Annotated in this window: 14 protein-coding genes and 1 pseudogene; 11 read left to right on the top strand and 4 right to left on the bottom strand. The window is 57.0% G+C overall.

Annotated elements, in window-relative coordinates; genetic code table 11:
- Position 1 precedes the first annotated feature (1 nt).
- The 4 genes and pseudogenes from mreD to csrD form a co-directional block, all read right to left on the bottom strand.
- Positions 2–490: a rod shape-determining protein MreD gene (gene mreD, locus FN633_RS11235; RefSeq protein WP_042390004.1), complete on the bottom strand. Its 489-nt coding sequence runs from the start codon at positions 488–490 to the stop codon at positions 2–4.
- Positions 490–1485 carry a rod shape-determining protein MreC gene (mreC, locus tag FN633_RS11230; RefSeq protein ID WP_042390002.1) on the bottom strand — a complete coding sequence of 332 codons (996 nt, stop codon included), beginning with the start codon at positions 1483–1485 and terminating at the stop codon, positions 490–492. The genes mreD and mreC overlap by 1 nt, the downstream gene beginning before the upstream one ends.
- Positions 1486–1553: 68 nt before the next feature.
- The gene (gene mreB / locus FN633_RS11225) at positions 1554–2597 is read right to left on the bottom strand and encodes a rod shape-determining protein MreB (RefSeq protein ID WP_000913396.1); all 1044 of its coding nucleotides are present in this window, start codon (positions 2595–2597) and stop codon (positions 1554–1556) included.
- 305 nt (positions 2598–2902) lie between these two features.
- Positions 2903–4843 (bottom strand): annotated as a pseudogene (gene csrD / locus FN633_RS11220) (RNase E specificity factor CsrD).
- A 144-nt stretch (positions 4844–4987) separates the two neighbouring features.
- Between csrD and acuI the strand changes: the two are divergent.
- From acuI to fis, 11 genes are all read left to right on the top strand, one after another.
- A complete protein-coding gene (acuI, locus tag FN633_RS11215; protein ID WP_154057769.1) occupies positions 4988–5965 on the top strand; it encodes an acrylyl-CoA reductase (NADPH) in 978 nt (325 codons plus the stop codon).
- Between the two features lie 91 nt (positions 5966–6056).
- On the top strand, positions 6057–7058 hold the full coding sequence (msrP, locus tag FN633_RS11210) for a protein-methionine-sulfoxide reductase catalytic subunit MsrP (RefSeq protein ID WP_154057768.1): 1002 nt from the start codon (positions 6057–6059) through the stop codon (positions 7056–7058).
- A complete protein-coding gene (msrQ, locus tag FN633_RS11205) occupies positions 7059–7658 on the top strand; it encodes a protein-methionine-sulfoxide reductase heme-binding subunit MsrQ (protein WP_154057767.1) in 600 nt (199 codons plus the stop codon).
- 245 nt (positions 7659–7903) lie between these two features.
- The gene (gene aroQ / locus FN633_RS11200) at positions 7904–8356 is read left to right on the top strand and encodes a type II 3-dehydroquinate dehydratase (protein WP_154057766.1); all 453 of its coding nucleotides are present in this window, start codon (positions 7904–7906) and stop codon (positions 8354–8356) included.
- A 21-nt stretch (positions 8357–8377) separates the two neighbouring features.
- Complete coding sequence (accB, locus tag FN633_RS11195) at positions 8378–8848, top strand: acetyl-CoA carboxylase biotin carboxyl carrier protein (RefSeq protein ID WP_042389989.1); 471 nt, start codon at positions 8378–8380, stop codon at positions 8846–8848.
- A 10-nt stretch (positions 8849–8858) separates the two neighbouring features.
- Positions 8859–10208: an acetyl-CoA carboxylase biotin carboxylase subunit gene (gene accC, locus FN633_RS11190; RefSeq protein ID WP_154057765.1), complete on the top strand. Its 1350-nt coding sequence runs from the start codon at positions 8859–8861 to the stop codon at positions 10206–10208.
- Between the two features lie 109 nt (positions 10209–10317).
- Positions 10318–10560: a YhdT family protein gene (locus FN633_RS11185; protein ID WP_154057764.1), complete on the top strand. Its 243-nt coding sequence runs from the start codon at positions 10318–10320 to the stop codon at positions 10558–10560.
- Complete coding sequence (panF, locus tag FN633_RS11180) at positions 10550–12001, top strand: sodium/pantothenate symporter (protein ID WP_154058917.1); 1452 nt, start codon at positions 10550–10552, stop codon at positions 11999–12001. Before FN633_RS11185 ends, panF begins: the two co-directional genes overlap by 11 nt.
- Before the next feature lie 11 nt (positions 12002–12012).
- Positions 12013–12894, top strand: coding sequence for a 50S ribosomal protein L11 methyltransferase (prmA, locus tag FN633_RS11175; RefSeq protein ID WP_154057763.1), 882 nt, complete (start codon positions 12013–12015; stop codon positions 12892–12894).
- 360 nt (positions 12895–13254) lie between these two features.
- Entirely contained in the window at positions 13255–14223 is a 969-nt protein-coding gene (gene dusB / locus FN633_RS11165; protein ID WP_042389979.1) for a tRNA dihydrouridine synthase DusB, read from the top strand.
- A gap of 21 nt (positions 14224–14244) precedes the next feature.
- Positions 14245–14541, top strand: a complete 297-nt coding sequence (gene fis / locus FN633_RS11160; RefSeq protein WP_000462905.1) for a DNA-binding transcriptional regulator Fis — start codon at positions 14245–14247, stop codon at positions 14539–14541.
- Positions 14542–14632 lie beyond the last annotated feature (91 nt).

The following is a 14632-nucleotide window of genomic DNA, read 5'->3' as shown; positions in this document are numbered from 1 at the left end:
TTTATTGCACCGCAAACTGCTGGCGGATTTTACGCATCAGCAGGAAAAGCCAGGGCCAGAGCACACCGTCAACAATGCTGCTCCAGAAGACTTCCGGACGGAACGACACGTTGATGACTAAAAACTCGGCCCAGAAAACAATGATATTGGCCGCCAGCGACAGCAGCATCACCACCAGCGCCTGCTGCCAAAGCGCCAGGTTACGGAAGAGCTGGTATTTCAGGGCAACAAGGTAAGCGATAATGCTGAGCGACAGCGCGCGGACCCCAAGGGTTGAGCCGCTGATCAGATCCAGTATGGCACCCATCATTAAACCTGTGCCGACATTTACGCGGTGCGGCAGGGCGAGGATCCAGTAGAGCAGAATAAGCAGCACCCAGTTTGGCCGGAAAACAAGAATGTTATCCGGCCAGGGCATGATTTGCAGCAACAGCGCAATGAGGAACGAGAGCCAAATGACCCAGCGTCCCTGGCTACGATAGCTGGCCACTATTGCCCCCCGGATGCAGGCTGCGACGGCGTGTTAAGGCCGGTTGCAGGCTCAGGGGCAGGCGCAGGCGGTCCCATGGAGTTCGGCGCAGGCAGCACCTGCGGCATCATCTGCATCAGCCGCTCATTGGCCACGCGATGTACCTCTTCCGGGGTCATTGGGTTCGCGCCGTTGCGATCGGCTCCCCACAGCAGCAGCAGGTAGCGTAAACGCTGGAGCCCTGCCATTGGACGCGCCTGGATAACCGTATAGGCGCGCTGGGTGTCGAGCTTCACGGACGAGACCACGCCAACCGGATACCCTTCCGGGAAACGTCCTCCAAGGCCGGAGGTGACCAGCACGTCGCCAACGCGAATATCGGTATTCGCAGGCAGATGCTCAAGCTGGAGATCGTCGGTACAGCCGTTACCGGCCGCAATTACGCGGATATCGTTACGCAGCACCTGGATCGGCAGCGCATGGGTCGCGTCGCAGATCAGCAGCACGCGGCTGGTGAGCTTGGCGACCGCAACGACCTGGCCTACCACGCCTTTATCGCTGATCACCGGCTGGCCTTCGTAGACACCGTTCACGCTGCCCTTGTCGATCACTACCTGATCGCTGTAGGGATCGTTCACCGTCGAGATGACCTGGGTGACCATTTTTTGCTCATCCTGACGCAGGGGTGAGCCCAGCAGCTCGCGCAGGCGCGCGTTCTCCTGTTTGTACTGTCCCAGCATCAACAGCTCGCTGTTTTTTAGCAGCAGCTCCTGGCGCAGCGCCCGGTTTTCAAGTTCAAGCTGATCGCGCGAGGCTAAGGTTTGCGACACGCTGTCGAGCAGTTCACGGGGACCGTTTGAGACAAAGTAGAAAGGACTGACGGCGGTATCCATGTACGTTCGGATCTGACTGAACGTACCGAGGCGGCTGTCGGCGATAATGACACCAAGCGCAATCAGCACCGCCAGGATCAGGCGAATCTGTAGCGACGGGCCACGGCTAAAAATGGGCTTCATAGGCTATGCGTCTTCTCAGGCCGGATAGATCGGGGGCAACGGCGACGTTACCCCAGACCTCATGCGGACTACTCTTCGCTGAACAAGTCGCCGCCGTGCATGTCGATCATTTCCAACGCCTTGCCGCCGCCACGGGCTACGCAGGTCAGTGGATCTTCTGCAACCACGACAGGAATGCCTGTCTCTTCCATCAGCAGACGGTCAAGGTTACGCAACAGCGCGCCACCACCGGTCAGGACCATACCGCGCTCGGAGATATCGGACGCCAGCTCCGGCGGACACTGCTCCAGGGCTACCATCACCGCGCTCACGATGCCGGTCAGCGGCTCCTGCAGCGCTTCGAGGATTTCGTTAGAGTTCAGGGTAAAGCCGCGCGGCACGCCCTCGGCCAGGTTACGACCACGGACTTCGATCTCACGCACTTCATCGCCCGGATAGGCAGAGCCGATTTCGTGTTTGATACGCTCAGCGGTTGCTTCACCGATCAGGGAGCCGTAGTTACGACGCACATAATTAATGATGGCTTCGTCGAAACGGTCGCCGCCGATGCGCACGGAGGAGGAGTAGACCACGCCGTTCAGGGAGATCACCGCCACTTCGGTCGTACCGCCACCGATATCCACCACCATGGAGCCCGTCGCTTCCGATACCGGCAGGCCAGCACCGATTGCAGCGGCCATCGGCTCTTCAATCAGGAAGACTTCACGTGCACCCGCACCCTGCGCGGATTCACGGATAGCGCGGCGCTCAACCTGGGTCGCGCCAACCGGTACACAGACCAGCACGCGCGGGCTTGGACGCATGAAGCTGTTGCTATGCACCTGTTTGATGAAGTGCTGCAGCATCTTTTCCGTAACGAAGAAGTCAGCGATTACGCCGTCTTTCATCGGGCGGATAGCCGCGATATTGCCAGGGGTACGGCCCAGCATCTGCTTAGCGTCATGGCCGACAGCAGCAACGCTTTTCGGCGAACCGGCACGATCCTGGCGAATAGCCACCACGGAAGGCTCATTCAATACGATGCCTTGTCCTTTTACATAAATCAGGGTATTCGCAGTACCCAGGTCAATGGACAAGTCATTGGAAAACATGCCACGAAATTTTTTCAACATACTAAGGGATAATCCTGAAAGCTGGGGCGGAAAACAAAATCCGCTTACTTTACCAACCACACGCAGCAGCGACAAGGCGCAAAAATCATCTGCTACGGTGAAAATTAGTGCAGTTCGTTTCCTCTGTTACAAATTGGCCTGACTCCTTCAGGACTCCACGGTATAGCAGCGCTCCTCGCCTCATCATTTTGTAACGCGTCAAAGGACGTTAACTGTCTTACGCTATTCGGACCGGCAGGCAGACATGCACACCCCCAGGCGATACAGCGCGCGTTATTCTACGTGAAAACACATTAAACGGCAGGTCAAACCGAGTATCTTTGTGAATATTTTTTCACGCTTGCATCAAGTGGTTCCGATGCGGCAAAGAAATCTCCCTGCCCGCCTGCTACACCACGCTCGATTAGCGTCTGCCATTCGCCTCGCGAGCGAAGACCGGTGGCGAAGACGCGTGTCTGCGTGCCTTTGCAGGTCTCAACCAGACTCTGTACCAGCAACTGGTTCTCGGTGCGCTTCTCAATATTGCGCACCAAACTTGGATGGAGCTTTAACAGCTCGGCGTCCAACGCCTTGATCCAGCTGGTGCTGACCAGCGTCAGGCCTGCCTGAGTCACTGCAACTCGGGCACCTAAGGCGTTAATCAGACGCACCACCGGCTGTAACCGACTGATGTGTTGACAAACATCTGCCTCTGCAAGTTCAAAAATAATGCGTTTTCGCTTCGATTTTTCACATTGCATCAGCGTATCCCGCAGCCAACGCTGGAAGCGCGGGCGAATGAGCGACTACACGGTGATCTGTAAAGCCAGCGTCTCCTGCGGCCAGAACCCCAAAAACGTCACCAGTCGGGTAATGAGCTGCCGGTCATACTCCTCCGAGAGGCCAAACTGTAACACCATCGGCATATACTCGGCGGAGATCACCTCCTGTTCGCCGTCAAACAGGCGGCACATCAGCTCGCGGTGGTGGACGCTGCCGTCGCGGGTGATGGCTGGCTTATGGTACAGGCGCGGCCCACCCCGGCTCAGCATCTGCTCTATCAGGGTTCGCCAGCGCACGTTGCCGCGCCCCTTTTCCGGCAGGCTGTCATTATAGACCGCCCAGCTGTTCGCCCCCTGCAACACGGCGGTACGCGTCGCCGCCTCGGCATGCTCCATCACCTGAGTGGTGGTCTGCCCGCTGCGCCAGGCGCAGATGCCGATGTGCATCATATCTTCCCGGTCGAGCATCTTTGACGGCGGCAGAACGTCCACGGACTTCAGCAGCTGGGCGGCGATACTTTCAGACTCTTTAAGCGTACGGTGGGAGAGCAGCACCGCAAAGTCGCTGCGGTGGTAGCGGGCCAGCAGCGCGCCGGGGTAGCGCATAATGAAGGTAGAGAGCAGATTGATCAGAATAAAGAAGTGCTCCTCGGTGGCCGCCGCCCCCCAGCTGTCCCGCAGCAGGTCAAAGTCCGGCAGGCGGATCATCATCACCACCCCGTGCGACCCGACCCTCTCCTGATCCTCCAGCAGCGTCGCCAGCTGGTTGTCAAAAAAGAGCCGGTTGTTGAGCCCGGTTTTGGTGTCCTGAGCGGCATAGGAGCGGATCAGCGTATCCATACGGCTGCGCTGCTCGCCGGCGAAATGGATCTCGGTCAGCAGCAGATCGAGCGCGCTACTGGCCCTGGCGGGCCACTCATAGATGCTGCCCCGCACCCGCTGGCCGCGCTCGCCGTTGAGGATCCGAGTGGCCCGGCTCTCCAGCAGCTCCTGCCCCGCCAGCTGACGGCGCTGCCAGCGTATTGCCAGAAAGATAATAATGACCATAAAGCCAACGGCGAACGTCAGCGGCACGGTGGTGATGACCGAGTGAAAGTAGTTGTCCATCGGATCCTGATAGATCAGCAGGATGCTCGTTCCTGGGTTCTTAATCGAGGGGACAAGGCGTTCGCGGTGTAGATCGCTGCTGCCTGCGGGACGATAGCTGCCGCTGCGCGCATGATCGAGCAGGATATGCTCTCCTTGCTTTACCACCACGCGTACGATATCAATGGGCACCATCAGCTCATCCAGCTGGACCGCAAGCGCCGAAGGCGGCTGCGAAACCAGCCGCGTGTCGATCACCGCTGCGACCGACTCCACGCGCTCGGCAACTTTCTGCTCAATGGCGCGGTAAAAACTGAACGAGCACCCCAGCAGCGTGACAAAGATTGCCAGCCCGGTTAGCAGAGTGACAAAAGTCGAGAACTTCGTCGTTAAGCGCATCCGTGTGTTAACTCCGTGGGTTAAGAGCTGACGCCTGTACCGGCTCATCTGGCAATTTATTGCGTTAAATCGGCATAGCGTTTTAATTAGCGAGTATAGTCTTCAGAAAATTTTTGCCAATCATCAAGCAACCGGAGAAGAGATATGCAGGCCTTGATTTTAGAACAGCAGGATGGAAACACGCTCGCCTCGGTGCAGGATATTGCCGATAGCCAGCTGCCGCAAGGTAATGTGACGGTCGATATTGCCTGGTCCAGTCTGAACTATAAGGATGCGCTGGCAATCACCGGCAAAGGTAAAATTATCCGCAACTTTCCGATGATCCCAGGTATCGACTTCGCGGGTACGGTTCACGCCAGCGAGGATCCGCGCTTTCACGTGGGTCAGCAGGTGCTGCTGACCGGCTGGGGCGTGGGGGAGAACCACTGGGGTGGTCTGTCACAGCGGGCGCGGGTGAATGGCGACTGGCTGGTGGCGCTGCCGCAGGGGCTGGACGGCCGTAAAGCGATGATCATCGGCACGGCGGGCTTTACCGCGATGCTCTGCGTGATGGCGCTGGAAGAGGCGGGCATCCGTCCTGCCGACGGCGACATTGTGGTCACCGGTGCCAGCGGCGGCGTAGGCAGCACGGCGGTTGCCCTGCTGCACAAGCTCGGCTACCAGGTGGCGGCGGTCTCCGGTCGGGAAAGCACCCATGACTACCTCAAGGGTCTCGGGGCCAGCCGCATTCTGGGCAGGGACGAGTTTGCCGAGAGCCGCCCGCTGGAGAAACAGCTCTGGGCCGGGGCGGTGGATACCGTGGGCGATAAGGTACTGGCTAAAGTGCTGGCCCAGATGAACTACGGCGGCTGCGTGGCGGCCTGTGGTCTGGCAGGTGGCTTTGCGCTGCCGACCACGGTAATGCCGTTTATTCTGCGCAACGTGCGTCTGCAGGGCGTTGACTCGGTAATGACGCCAGCTGAAAAACGTACCGCCGCCTGGTCGCGTCTGGCGCAGGATCTGCCCGAGTCGTTCTACGAGCAGAGCGCCACGGAGATTACCCTTGCGCAAGCGCCTGAGTTCGCCAACGCAATTATCAACAACCAGGCCCAGGGCCGCACGCTGGTCAAAATTGCCTGGTAGGCCATTTTTTATTACCGGCTCGCACTAACGTAACTCCTCCGTCATGCTTATAGTCTTAGTCACTTTGTATGAGACGCTGGCGGAGGATGTAATGAATAAAAGAAAGCTGAGGGAAGCGGACGTCACGGCGGAGTCCGTTTTTATGCTGCAGCGCAGGCAGGTTTTAAAGGCGCTGGGTATCAGTGCAACGGCGCTGTCGCTTTCATCCGCTGCCCATGCCGACCTGCTCGACTGGTTTAAAGGCAACGATCGCCCGAAAGCTCCGGCGGGTAAGCCGCTTGACTTCAGCAAGCCTGCCGAATTTCAAAGCACCCTGCCCCTCACCCCTGAAGACAAGGTCACCGGCTACAACAACTTCTATGAGTTTGGCCTCGACAAGGCCGATCCCGCCGCCAACGCGGGCAGCATGAAAACCGATCCCTGGACGCTGAAGATTGACGGCGAGGTGGCCAAACCGATCACTCTCGATCATGACGATCTGACCCGGCGCTTTCCGCTAGAGGAGCGTATCTACCGGATGCGCTGCGTCGAAGCCTGGTCGATGGTCGTGCCGTGGATCGGCTTTCCGCTGCACAAGCTTCTTGAACTGGTGCAGCCCACCAGCAACGCGAAATATGTGGCGTTTAAGACGCTCTACTCCCCGGAGCAGATGCCCGGCCAGAAAGACCGTTTTATTGGCGGCGGGCTAGAGTATCCCTACGTAGAGGGTCTGCGTCTCGACGAGGCCATGCACCCGCTGACCATGCTCACCACCGGCGTCTATGGTAAAGCGCTGCCGCCGCAAAACGGTGCGCCGGTGCGTCTGACCGTGCCGTGGAAGTACGGTTTCAAGGGCATTAAATCGATCGTCAGCATTACGCTGACCCGCGAGCGACCGCCGACCACCTGGAACCTCTCGGCCCCTAACGAGTACGGCTTTTTCGCTAACGTGAATCCGCACGTCGATCACCCCCGCTGGTCGCAGGCCACGGAGCGGTTTATCGGCTCGGGCGGCATTCTCGACGTCAAGCGCCAGCCGACTTTGCTGTTCAACGGCTATGCCGATGAGGTGGCCTCACTCTATCGCGGTATCGATCTTCGGGAGAATTTCTAGGTGCGGATCACGGCAAAACAGATCGTCTGGCTCAAGGTTGTCCTGCACCTGCTGGGTCTGCTTCCTCTATTATGGCTCTTCTGGGCGGCCAGTCAGGGCTACTTCAGCGCCGATCCGGCGAAGGATATCCAGCACTTTACCGGCAGAATGGCGCTCAAGTTCCTCCTTGGTTCGCTGCTTATCACCCCACTGGCGCGCTACGGTAAACAGCCGCTGCTGATCCGCACCCGGCGTCTGTTGGGCCTCTGGTGCTTTGCCTGGGCATCACTGCATCTGGTGAGCTATTCGCTGCTGGAGTTGGGGATCAATAACCTGGCGCTGCTGGGCCAGGAGCTGATAACGCGCCCCTATCTAACGCTGGGGATCGTCAGCTGGCTGGTGCTGCTGGCGCTGGCGCTGACCTCCACCCAGGCCGCGCAGCGCAAGCTGGGCCGAAACTGGCAGCGTCTGCATAACGTCGTCTATCTGGTCGCGATCCTTGCCCCCATTCACTATCTGTGGTCGGTAAAGGTTCTTTCGCCCCAGCCGCTTATCTACGCCGCCCTCGCCTGCATCCTGCTTGCCTGGCGCTATAAGAAGTTTCGCCAGTGGTGGCGATAGCGTCGCGATCGTACGGTAATGTGTGCGGTTTGCCACAATTCTGATAGCCATTACGCCCGTTTTTCGGCGGGCGTAAGATAATCTTCCCTGATAAGACCAGTATTTAGCTGCCAAATGCTACGAAATCGTTATAATGTGCGACTTTGGTTTTCACGACAGGGCATTTAGTGCGCTGAAAACGTGACAACCATGCAACGAAGGTATATTTTGTTTTTTACCGGAGATTTGCAGGAGATAGCAGCACAATGGCGAACAAGTTGCATATTTTGCTCTTAAACGGTCCCAACCTAAACATGCTGGGTACGCGTGAACCGGACAAGTACGGCACGCTGACGTTAACAGAAATTGTTAACCGTTTAACCGCGGAAGCGGAGGCGCTGAGCGTTGGGTTAGAGCATTTACAGTCGAACGCAGAGTACGTACTGCTCGACCGCATTCATCAGGCTAAAGACAATATTGACTATATCCTGATTAATCCGGCCGCGTTTACGCACACTAGCGTAGCGTTGCGAGATGCGCTGCTCGCCGTGGATATCCCGTTTATCGAGATCCACCTGAGCAACGTTCACGCACGCGAACCGTTCCGCCATCACTCTTATCTCTCCGATATCGCTGCTGGCGTCATCTGTGGATTCGGCGCTGACGGCTATTCATACGCATTACAGACGGCGGTTAAACGCCTGTCACAAACACACTAAACAAGAGTACGGAACCCACTCATGGATATTCGTAAGATTAAAAAACTGATCGAGCTGGTTGAAGAATCAGGCATCTCCGAACTGGAAATTTCTGAAGGCGAAGAGTCTGTTCGCATCAGTCGGTCTGCACCGAACGCAGGCTATCCAGTGATGCAGCAGGCCTATGCCGCACCGATGATGCAGCAGCCTGCGCTCTCTAACGCCGTTGCACCGGCACCCGCTCCGGTAGCCGAAGCACCTGCTGCAGCGCAAATCAGTGGCCACATCGTACGTTCCCCAATGGTCGGGACTTTCTACCGCACCCCTAGCCCGGACGCGAAAGCCTTTATCGAAATTGGCCAGAAAGTGAACGCGGGCGACACCCTGTGCATCGTTGAAGCGATGAAAATGATGAACCAGATCGAAGCCGACAAGTCCGGCGTGGTGAAAGCCATTCTGGTGGAAAGTGGTCAACCGGTTGAATTTGACGAGCCACTGGTCGTTATCGAGTAACGAGGCGCACATGCTGGAAAAAATTGTCATCGCCAACCGTGGCGAGATTGCTCTGCGTATTCTGCGTGCCTGTAAAGAACTGGGCATCAAGACCGTCGCTGTGCACTCCACTGCGGATCGCGATTTGAAACACGTACTTCTGGCGGATGAGACGGTCTGTATTGGCCCGGCTCCGTCCGTAAAAAGCTATCTGAACATCCCGGCTATCATCAGCGCCGCTGAAATCACCGGCGCGATGGCAATCCATCCGGGTTACGGCTTCCTCTCTGAGAACGCCAACTTTGCCGAGCAGGTTGAGCGCTCCGGCTTTGTCTTCATCGGCCCGAAAGCCGACACCATTCGCCTGATGGGTGACAAAGTGTCTGCGATCACCGCGATGAAGAAAGCGGGCGTACCGACGGTACCGGGCTCTGACGGTCCGCTGGGCGACGATATGGATGCTAACCGCGCCCATGCCAAACGCATCGGCTACCCGGTGATCATCAAAGCCTCCGGCGGCGGCGGCGGTCGCGGCATGCGCGTTGTGCGCGGCGATGCCGAGCTGGCACAGTCTATCTCCATGACCAAAGCGGAAGCCAAAGCGGCTTTCAGCAACGATATGGTCTACATGGAGAAGTACCTGGAAAACCCACGCCACATTGAAATTCAGGTGCTGGCAGACGGTCAGGGTAACGCTATCTATCTGGCCGAGCGTGACTGCTCTATGCAGCGCCGTCACCAGAAAGTGGTCGAAGAGGCACCGGCACCGGGGATTACCCCAGAGCTGCGCACCTTCATCGGCGACCGTTGCGCGAAAGCGTGCGTGGATATCGGCTACCGTGGGGCGGGTACCTTCGAGTTCCTGTTCGAAAACGGCGAGTTCTACTTCATTGAGATGAACACCCGTATCCAGGTTGAGCATCCGGTTACCGAGATGATCACCGGCGTGGATCTGATCAAAGAGCAGCTGCGTATTGCTGCCGGTCAGCCGCTCTCCATCAAACAGGAAGACGTGGTGGTGAAAGGCCATGCGGTCGAGTGCCGTATCAACGCCGAAGACCCGAACACCTTCCTGCCAAGCCCGGGTAAAATTACCCGTTTCCATGCGCCGGGCGGCTTTGGTGTGCGCTGGGAGTCCCATATCTATGCCGGTTATACCGTACCGCCGTACTATGACTCCATGATTGGTAAGCTGATCTGCTTTGGTGAGAACCGTGACGTGGCGATTGCTCGCATGAAGAACGCCCTGCAGGAGCTGATCATCGACGGTATCAAAACCAACGTTGATCTGCAGACCCGCATCATGAATGACGAGAACTTCCAGCACGGTGGAACCAACATCCACTATCTGGAGAAGAAGCTCGGTCTTCAGGAAAAATAAGCGCGTTTGCCGCATCAAGGGCCGGATCTTCCGGCCCTTTTTTTATTTCTGGGGATCGCAAAGTTCCCTGGGGTACAATCCCCGCTTTGCTGGTTTATGAGGAACGATAATGGATCAACGTTTCGTTCAAGCACACAGAGAGGCCCGCTGGGCACTGTGGCTTACCCTTTTCTATCTGGCTGCATGGTTAGCGGGTGCTTACTTACCTAGTTCGGAGATTGGCTTTACCGGTCTGCCGCACTGGTTTGAGATGGCCTGCCTGCTGATCCCACTGCTGTTTATTCTGTTGTGTTGGGCCATGGTGACGTTTATCTATCGCGACATCCCGCTGGAGGATGATGATGCAGCTTGAAGTGATCCTGCCTCTGGTTGCCTACCTGTTGGTGGTGTTTGGCCTGTCGGTTTATGCCATGCGCCAGCGCAAAACGGGAACGTTTCTAAACGAATACTTTCTCGGCGGCCGCTCGATGGGCGGCGTGGTGCTGGCGATGACGTTGACCGCCACCTATATCAGCGCCAGCTCGTTTATTGGCGGCCCAGGCGCAGCGTATAAATATGGCCTCGGCTGGGTGCTGCTGGCGATGATCCAGCTTCCTGCGGTCTGGCTGTCGCTGGGTATTCTGGGCAAGAAATTTGCCATCCTGGCGCGGCGTTACAACGCAGTAACTCTTAACGACATGCTGTTTGGCCGCTACCGGAGCCGTCTGCTGGTGTGGCTGGCAAGTATTAGCCTGCTGGTGGCATTTATCGGTGCGATGGCGGTGCAGTTCATCGGTGGCGCACGGCTGCTTGAGTCGGCGGCGGGCATCCCCTACGAGACCGGCCTGCTGATCTTTGGTATCAGCATCGCGCTCTACACCGCCTACGGCGGCTTTCGCGCCAGCGTGCTCAATGATGCTATGCAGGGCATGGTGATGCTCGTCGGCACTATCGTACTGCTGATTGGCGTGGTGCATGCGGCAGGCGGCCTCGGCAACGCGGTAGAGACCCTGCGGCATATCGATCCGCAGCTGGTGACGCCCCAGGGCGCTGACGATATCCTCTCCCCGACCTTTATGACCTCGTTCTGGGTGCTGGTCTGTTTCGGTGTGATCGGCCTGCCGCATACCGCCGTGCGCTGCATCTCCTATAAGGACAGCAAGGCGGTGCACCGGGGAATTATTATCGGCACCGTGGTGGTCGCGATCCTTATGTTTGGGATGCACCTCGCGGGCGCGCTGGGTCGGGCGGTGATCCCTGACCTGACGGTACCGGATCTGGTGATCCCGACCCTGATGGTTAAAGTGCTGCCACCCTTTGCCGCTGGGATCTTCCTTGCTGCGCCGATGGCGGCGATCATGTCGACGATCAACGCGCAGCTGCTGCAAAGTTCCGCTACGATCATCAAAGATCTCTACCTGAACCTGCGACCGGATCAGATCCATAACGAGCGCCGCCTGAAGCGGATGTCGTCGGCGATCACGTTGATTCTTGGGGCGCTGCTGCTGCTGGCGGCCTGGCGTCCACCGGAGATGATCATCTGGCTAAACCTGCTGGCCTTTGGCGGGCTGGAAGCGGTGTTCCTCTGGCCGCTGGTGCTGGGGCTGTACTGGGAGCGGGCCAACGCTGCTGGCGCGCTGAGCGCAATGATTGTTGGCGGCGTGCTGTACGCCCTGTTAGCGACCTTTAAGATTCAGTACCTCGGGTTCCACCCGATTGTACCGTCGCTGCTGTTAAGTTTGCTGGCGTTTGTCGTGGGGAACCGCTTCGGTCACTCTGCTCCGGAAGCCAACGCTATTTCAATTGATAAATAAAGAGTTTTGCCATGCCGTGGATCCAACTAAAACTGAATACGACCGGTGCCAATGCGGAAGAGCTGAGCGATGCCCTGCTGGAAGCCGGTGCGGTCTCCATTACTTTTCAGGACACGCACGATACGCCGGTGTTTGAGCCGCTGCCGGGAGAGACCCGCCTGTGGGGCGATACGGACGTGATTGGCCTGTTTGACGCCGAAACCGATATGAAAGAGGTGGTCGCTATCCTTGAGGGGCATCCGCTGCTGGGGAGTGGTTTTGCGCACAAGATTGAGCAGCTGGAAGACAAGGACTGGGAGCGCGAGTGGATGGAGAACTTCCACCCGATGCGCTTTGGCGAACGCCTGTGGATCTGTCCGAGCTGGCGAGAGGTGCCGGATGCCAACGCGGTTAACGTGATGCTCGACCCAGGCCTGGCGTTTGGTACCGGCACGCATCCGACCACCTCGCTGTGCCTGCAGTGGCTGGACGGCCTCGATCTGGCGGGCAAGACGGTGATCGACTTTGGCTGCGGCTCCGGCATTCTGGCCATCGCCGCCCTGAAGTTGGGCGCGGCAAAGGCGATTGGTATTGATATCGATCCGCAGGCCATTCAGGCCAGCCGTGACAACGCTGAACGCAACGGTGTCTCCGATCGCCTGGAGCTGTATCTGCCCCAGGACCAGCCTGCCGAGATGCAGGCCGACGTGGTGGTTGCCAACATTCTCGCCGGTCCGCTGCGCGAGCTGGCCCCGCTGATTAGCGTTCTGCCGGTGAGCGGTGGCCTGTTAGGGCTTTCCGGTATTCTGGCCAGCCAGGCCGAGAGCGTGTGCGAAGCCTACGCCGATCGCTTCACGCTCGACCCAGTGGTTGAAAAAGAAGAGTGGTGCCGCATTACCGGTCAAAAACGGTAATCTCCCTAACGTGGCCTGCGGGCCACGTTTCTGTTTGTAAATTCGCCAAAACGATAACCAGAAATGAGAGCACGATCTCATTAGAAAGCGCTTTTTTGCTTATAAAAACAGCGTATTATCCCGTTAGCGCCATCGCAGATGCAATAAAAACGGATAACTTTCAGGAAAATATCAGCGGTCAAAAAAAATGCGATTTACGTTAAAATGATGATTCCTAATGATATTTATTTCTTGCGCTCATCATTGCTTACGATTCATTGATCTACAACCGGGTATTGTTCAAAGTTTGGCCTTTCATCTGATGAAAAAAATGCGTAATATACGCCGCCTTGCAGTCACAGTATGGTCATTTCTTAACTCATGCGAATCGGACACCACCAGCTCAGAAATCGCCTGATCGCAGCACCGATGGCAGGCATCACCGACAGGCCATTCAGGACGCTGTGCTACGAGATGGGAGCGGGTTTAACCGTATCCGAGATGATGTCCTCTAACCCAGAAGTATGGGCGAGTGACAAGTCCCGTTTACGAATGGTGCACGTTGATGAGCCTGGGATCCGCACGGTGCAAATTGCCGGTAGCGTCCCTGAAGAGATGGCGGAAGCCGCGCGTATCAACGTGGAAAGCGGTGCCCAAATTATTGATATTAATATGGGTTGCCCGGCTAAAAAGGTGAATCGCAAGCTGGCAGGTTCAGCCCTGTTACAGCACCCCGATCTGGTGAAGTCTATCCTGACGGCGGTGGTGGCAGCGGTGGAGGTCCCCGTTACGCTGAAGATTCGCACCGGCTGGTCGCCGGAGCACCGTAACTGTGTAGAAATTGCCCAACTGGCTGAAGACTGTGGTATCCAGGCTCTGACCATTCATGGACGCACTCGCGCCTGTTTGTTCAACGGAGACGCGGAATACGACAGCATTCGGGCAGTTAAGCAGAAGGTTTCCATTCCCGTTATCGCGAATGGTGACATTACTGACCCGCTTAAAGCCAGAGCCGTGCTCGACTATACAGGGGCTGATGCTCTGATGATAGGTCGTGCGGCTCAGGGAAGACCCTGGATCTTTCGGGAAATCCAGCACTATCTGGACTCTGGGGAGCTGCTGCCCCCTCTGCCTCTGGCAGAGGTTAAGCGCTTACTTTGCGCACACGTTCGGGAACTGCACGACTTTTACGGTCAGGCAAAAGGGTACCGAATTGCGCGTAAACACGTCTCCTGGTATCTCCAGGAGCACGCTCCAGATGACCAGTTTCGGCGCACATTCAACGCCATTGAGGATGCCAGCGTACAGCTGGAGGCGTTGGAGGCATACTTCGAAAATTTTGCGTATTAGAAATAAAGAGCTGACAGAACTATGTTCGAACAACGCGTAAATTCTGACGTACTGACCGTTTCTACCGTTAACTCTCAGGACCAGGTAACTCAAAAACCCCTGCGTGATTCCGTGAAACAGGCACTGAAGAACTATTTTGCTCAACTGAACGGTCAGGATGTGAATGACCTGTATGAGCTGGTACTGGCTGAAGTTGAACAGCCCCTGTTGGACATGGTGATGCAATACACCCGCGGTAACCAGACCCGTGCTGCTCTGATGATGGGCATCAACCGTGGTACCCTGCGTAAGAAACTGAAAAAATACGGCATGAACTGATACTAATCAGTTAAGTGTTTGTTTAAAAAGGCGCTAACCGGCATGGGGAAGCGCCTTTTTTATCATATTGACTACACCACGGACTACACCG

It is taken from the genome of Pseudescherichia vulneris (assembly GCF_902164725.1).
GTDB lineage: Bacteria > Pseudomonadota > Gammaproteobacteria > Enterobacterales > Enterobacteriaceae > Pseudescherichia > Pseudescherichia vulneris.
Note: the sequence above shows the minus strand (reverse complement) of the source record. Positions and strands in the feature narration are given on the sequence as shown.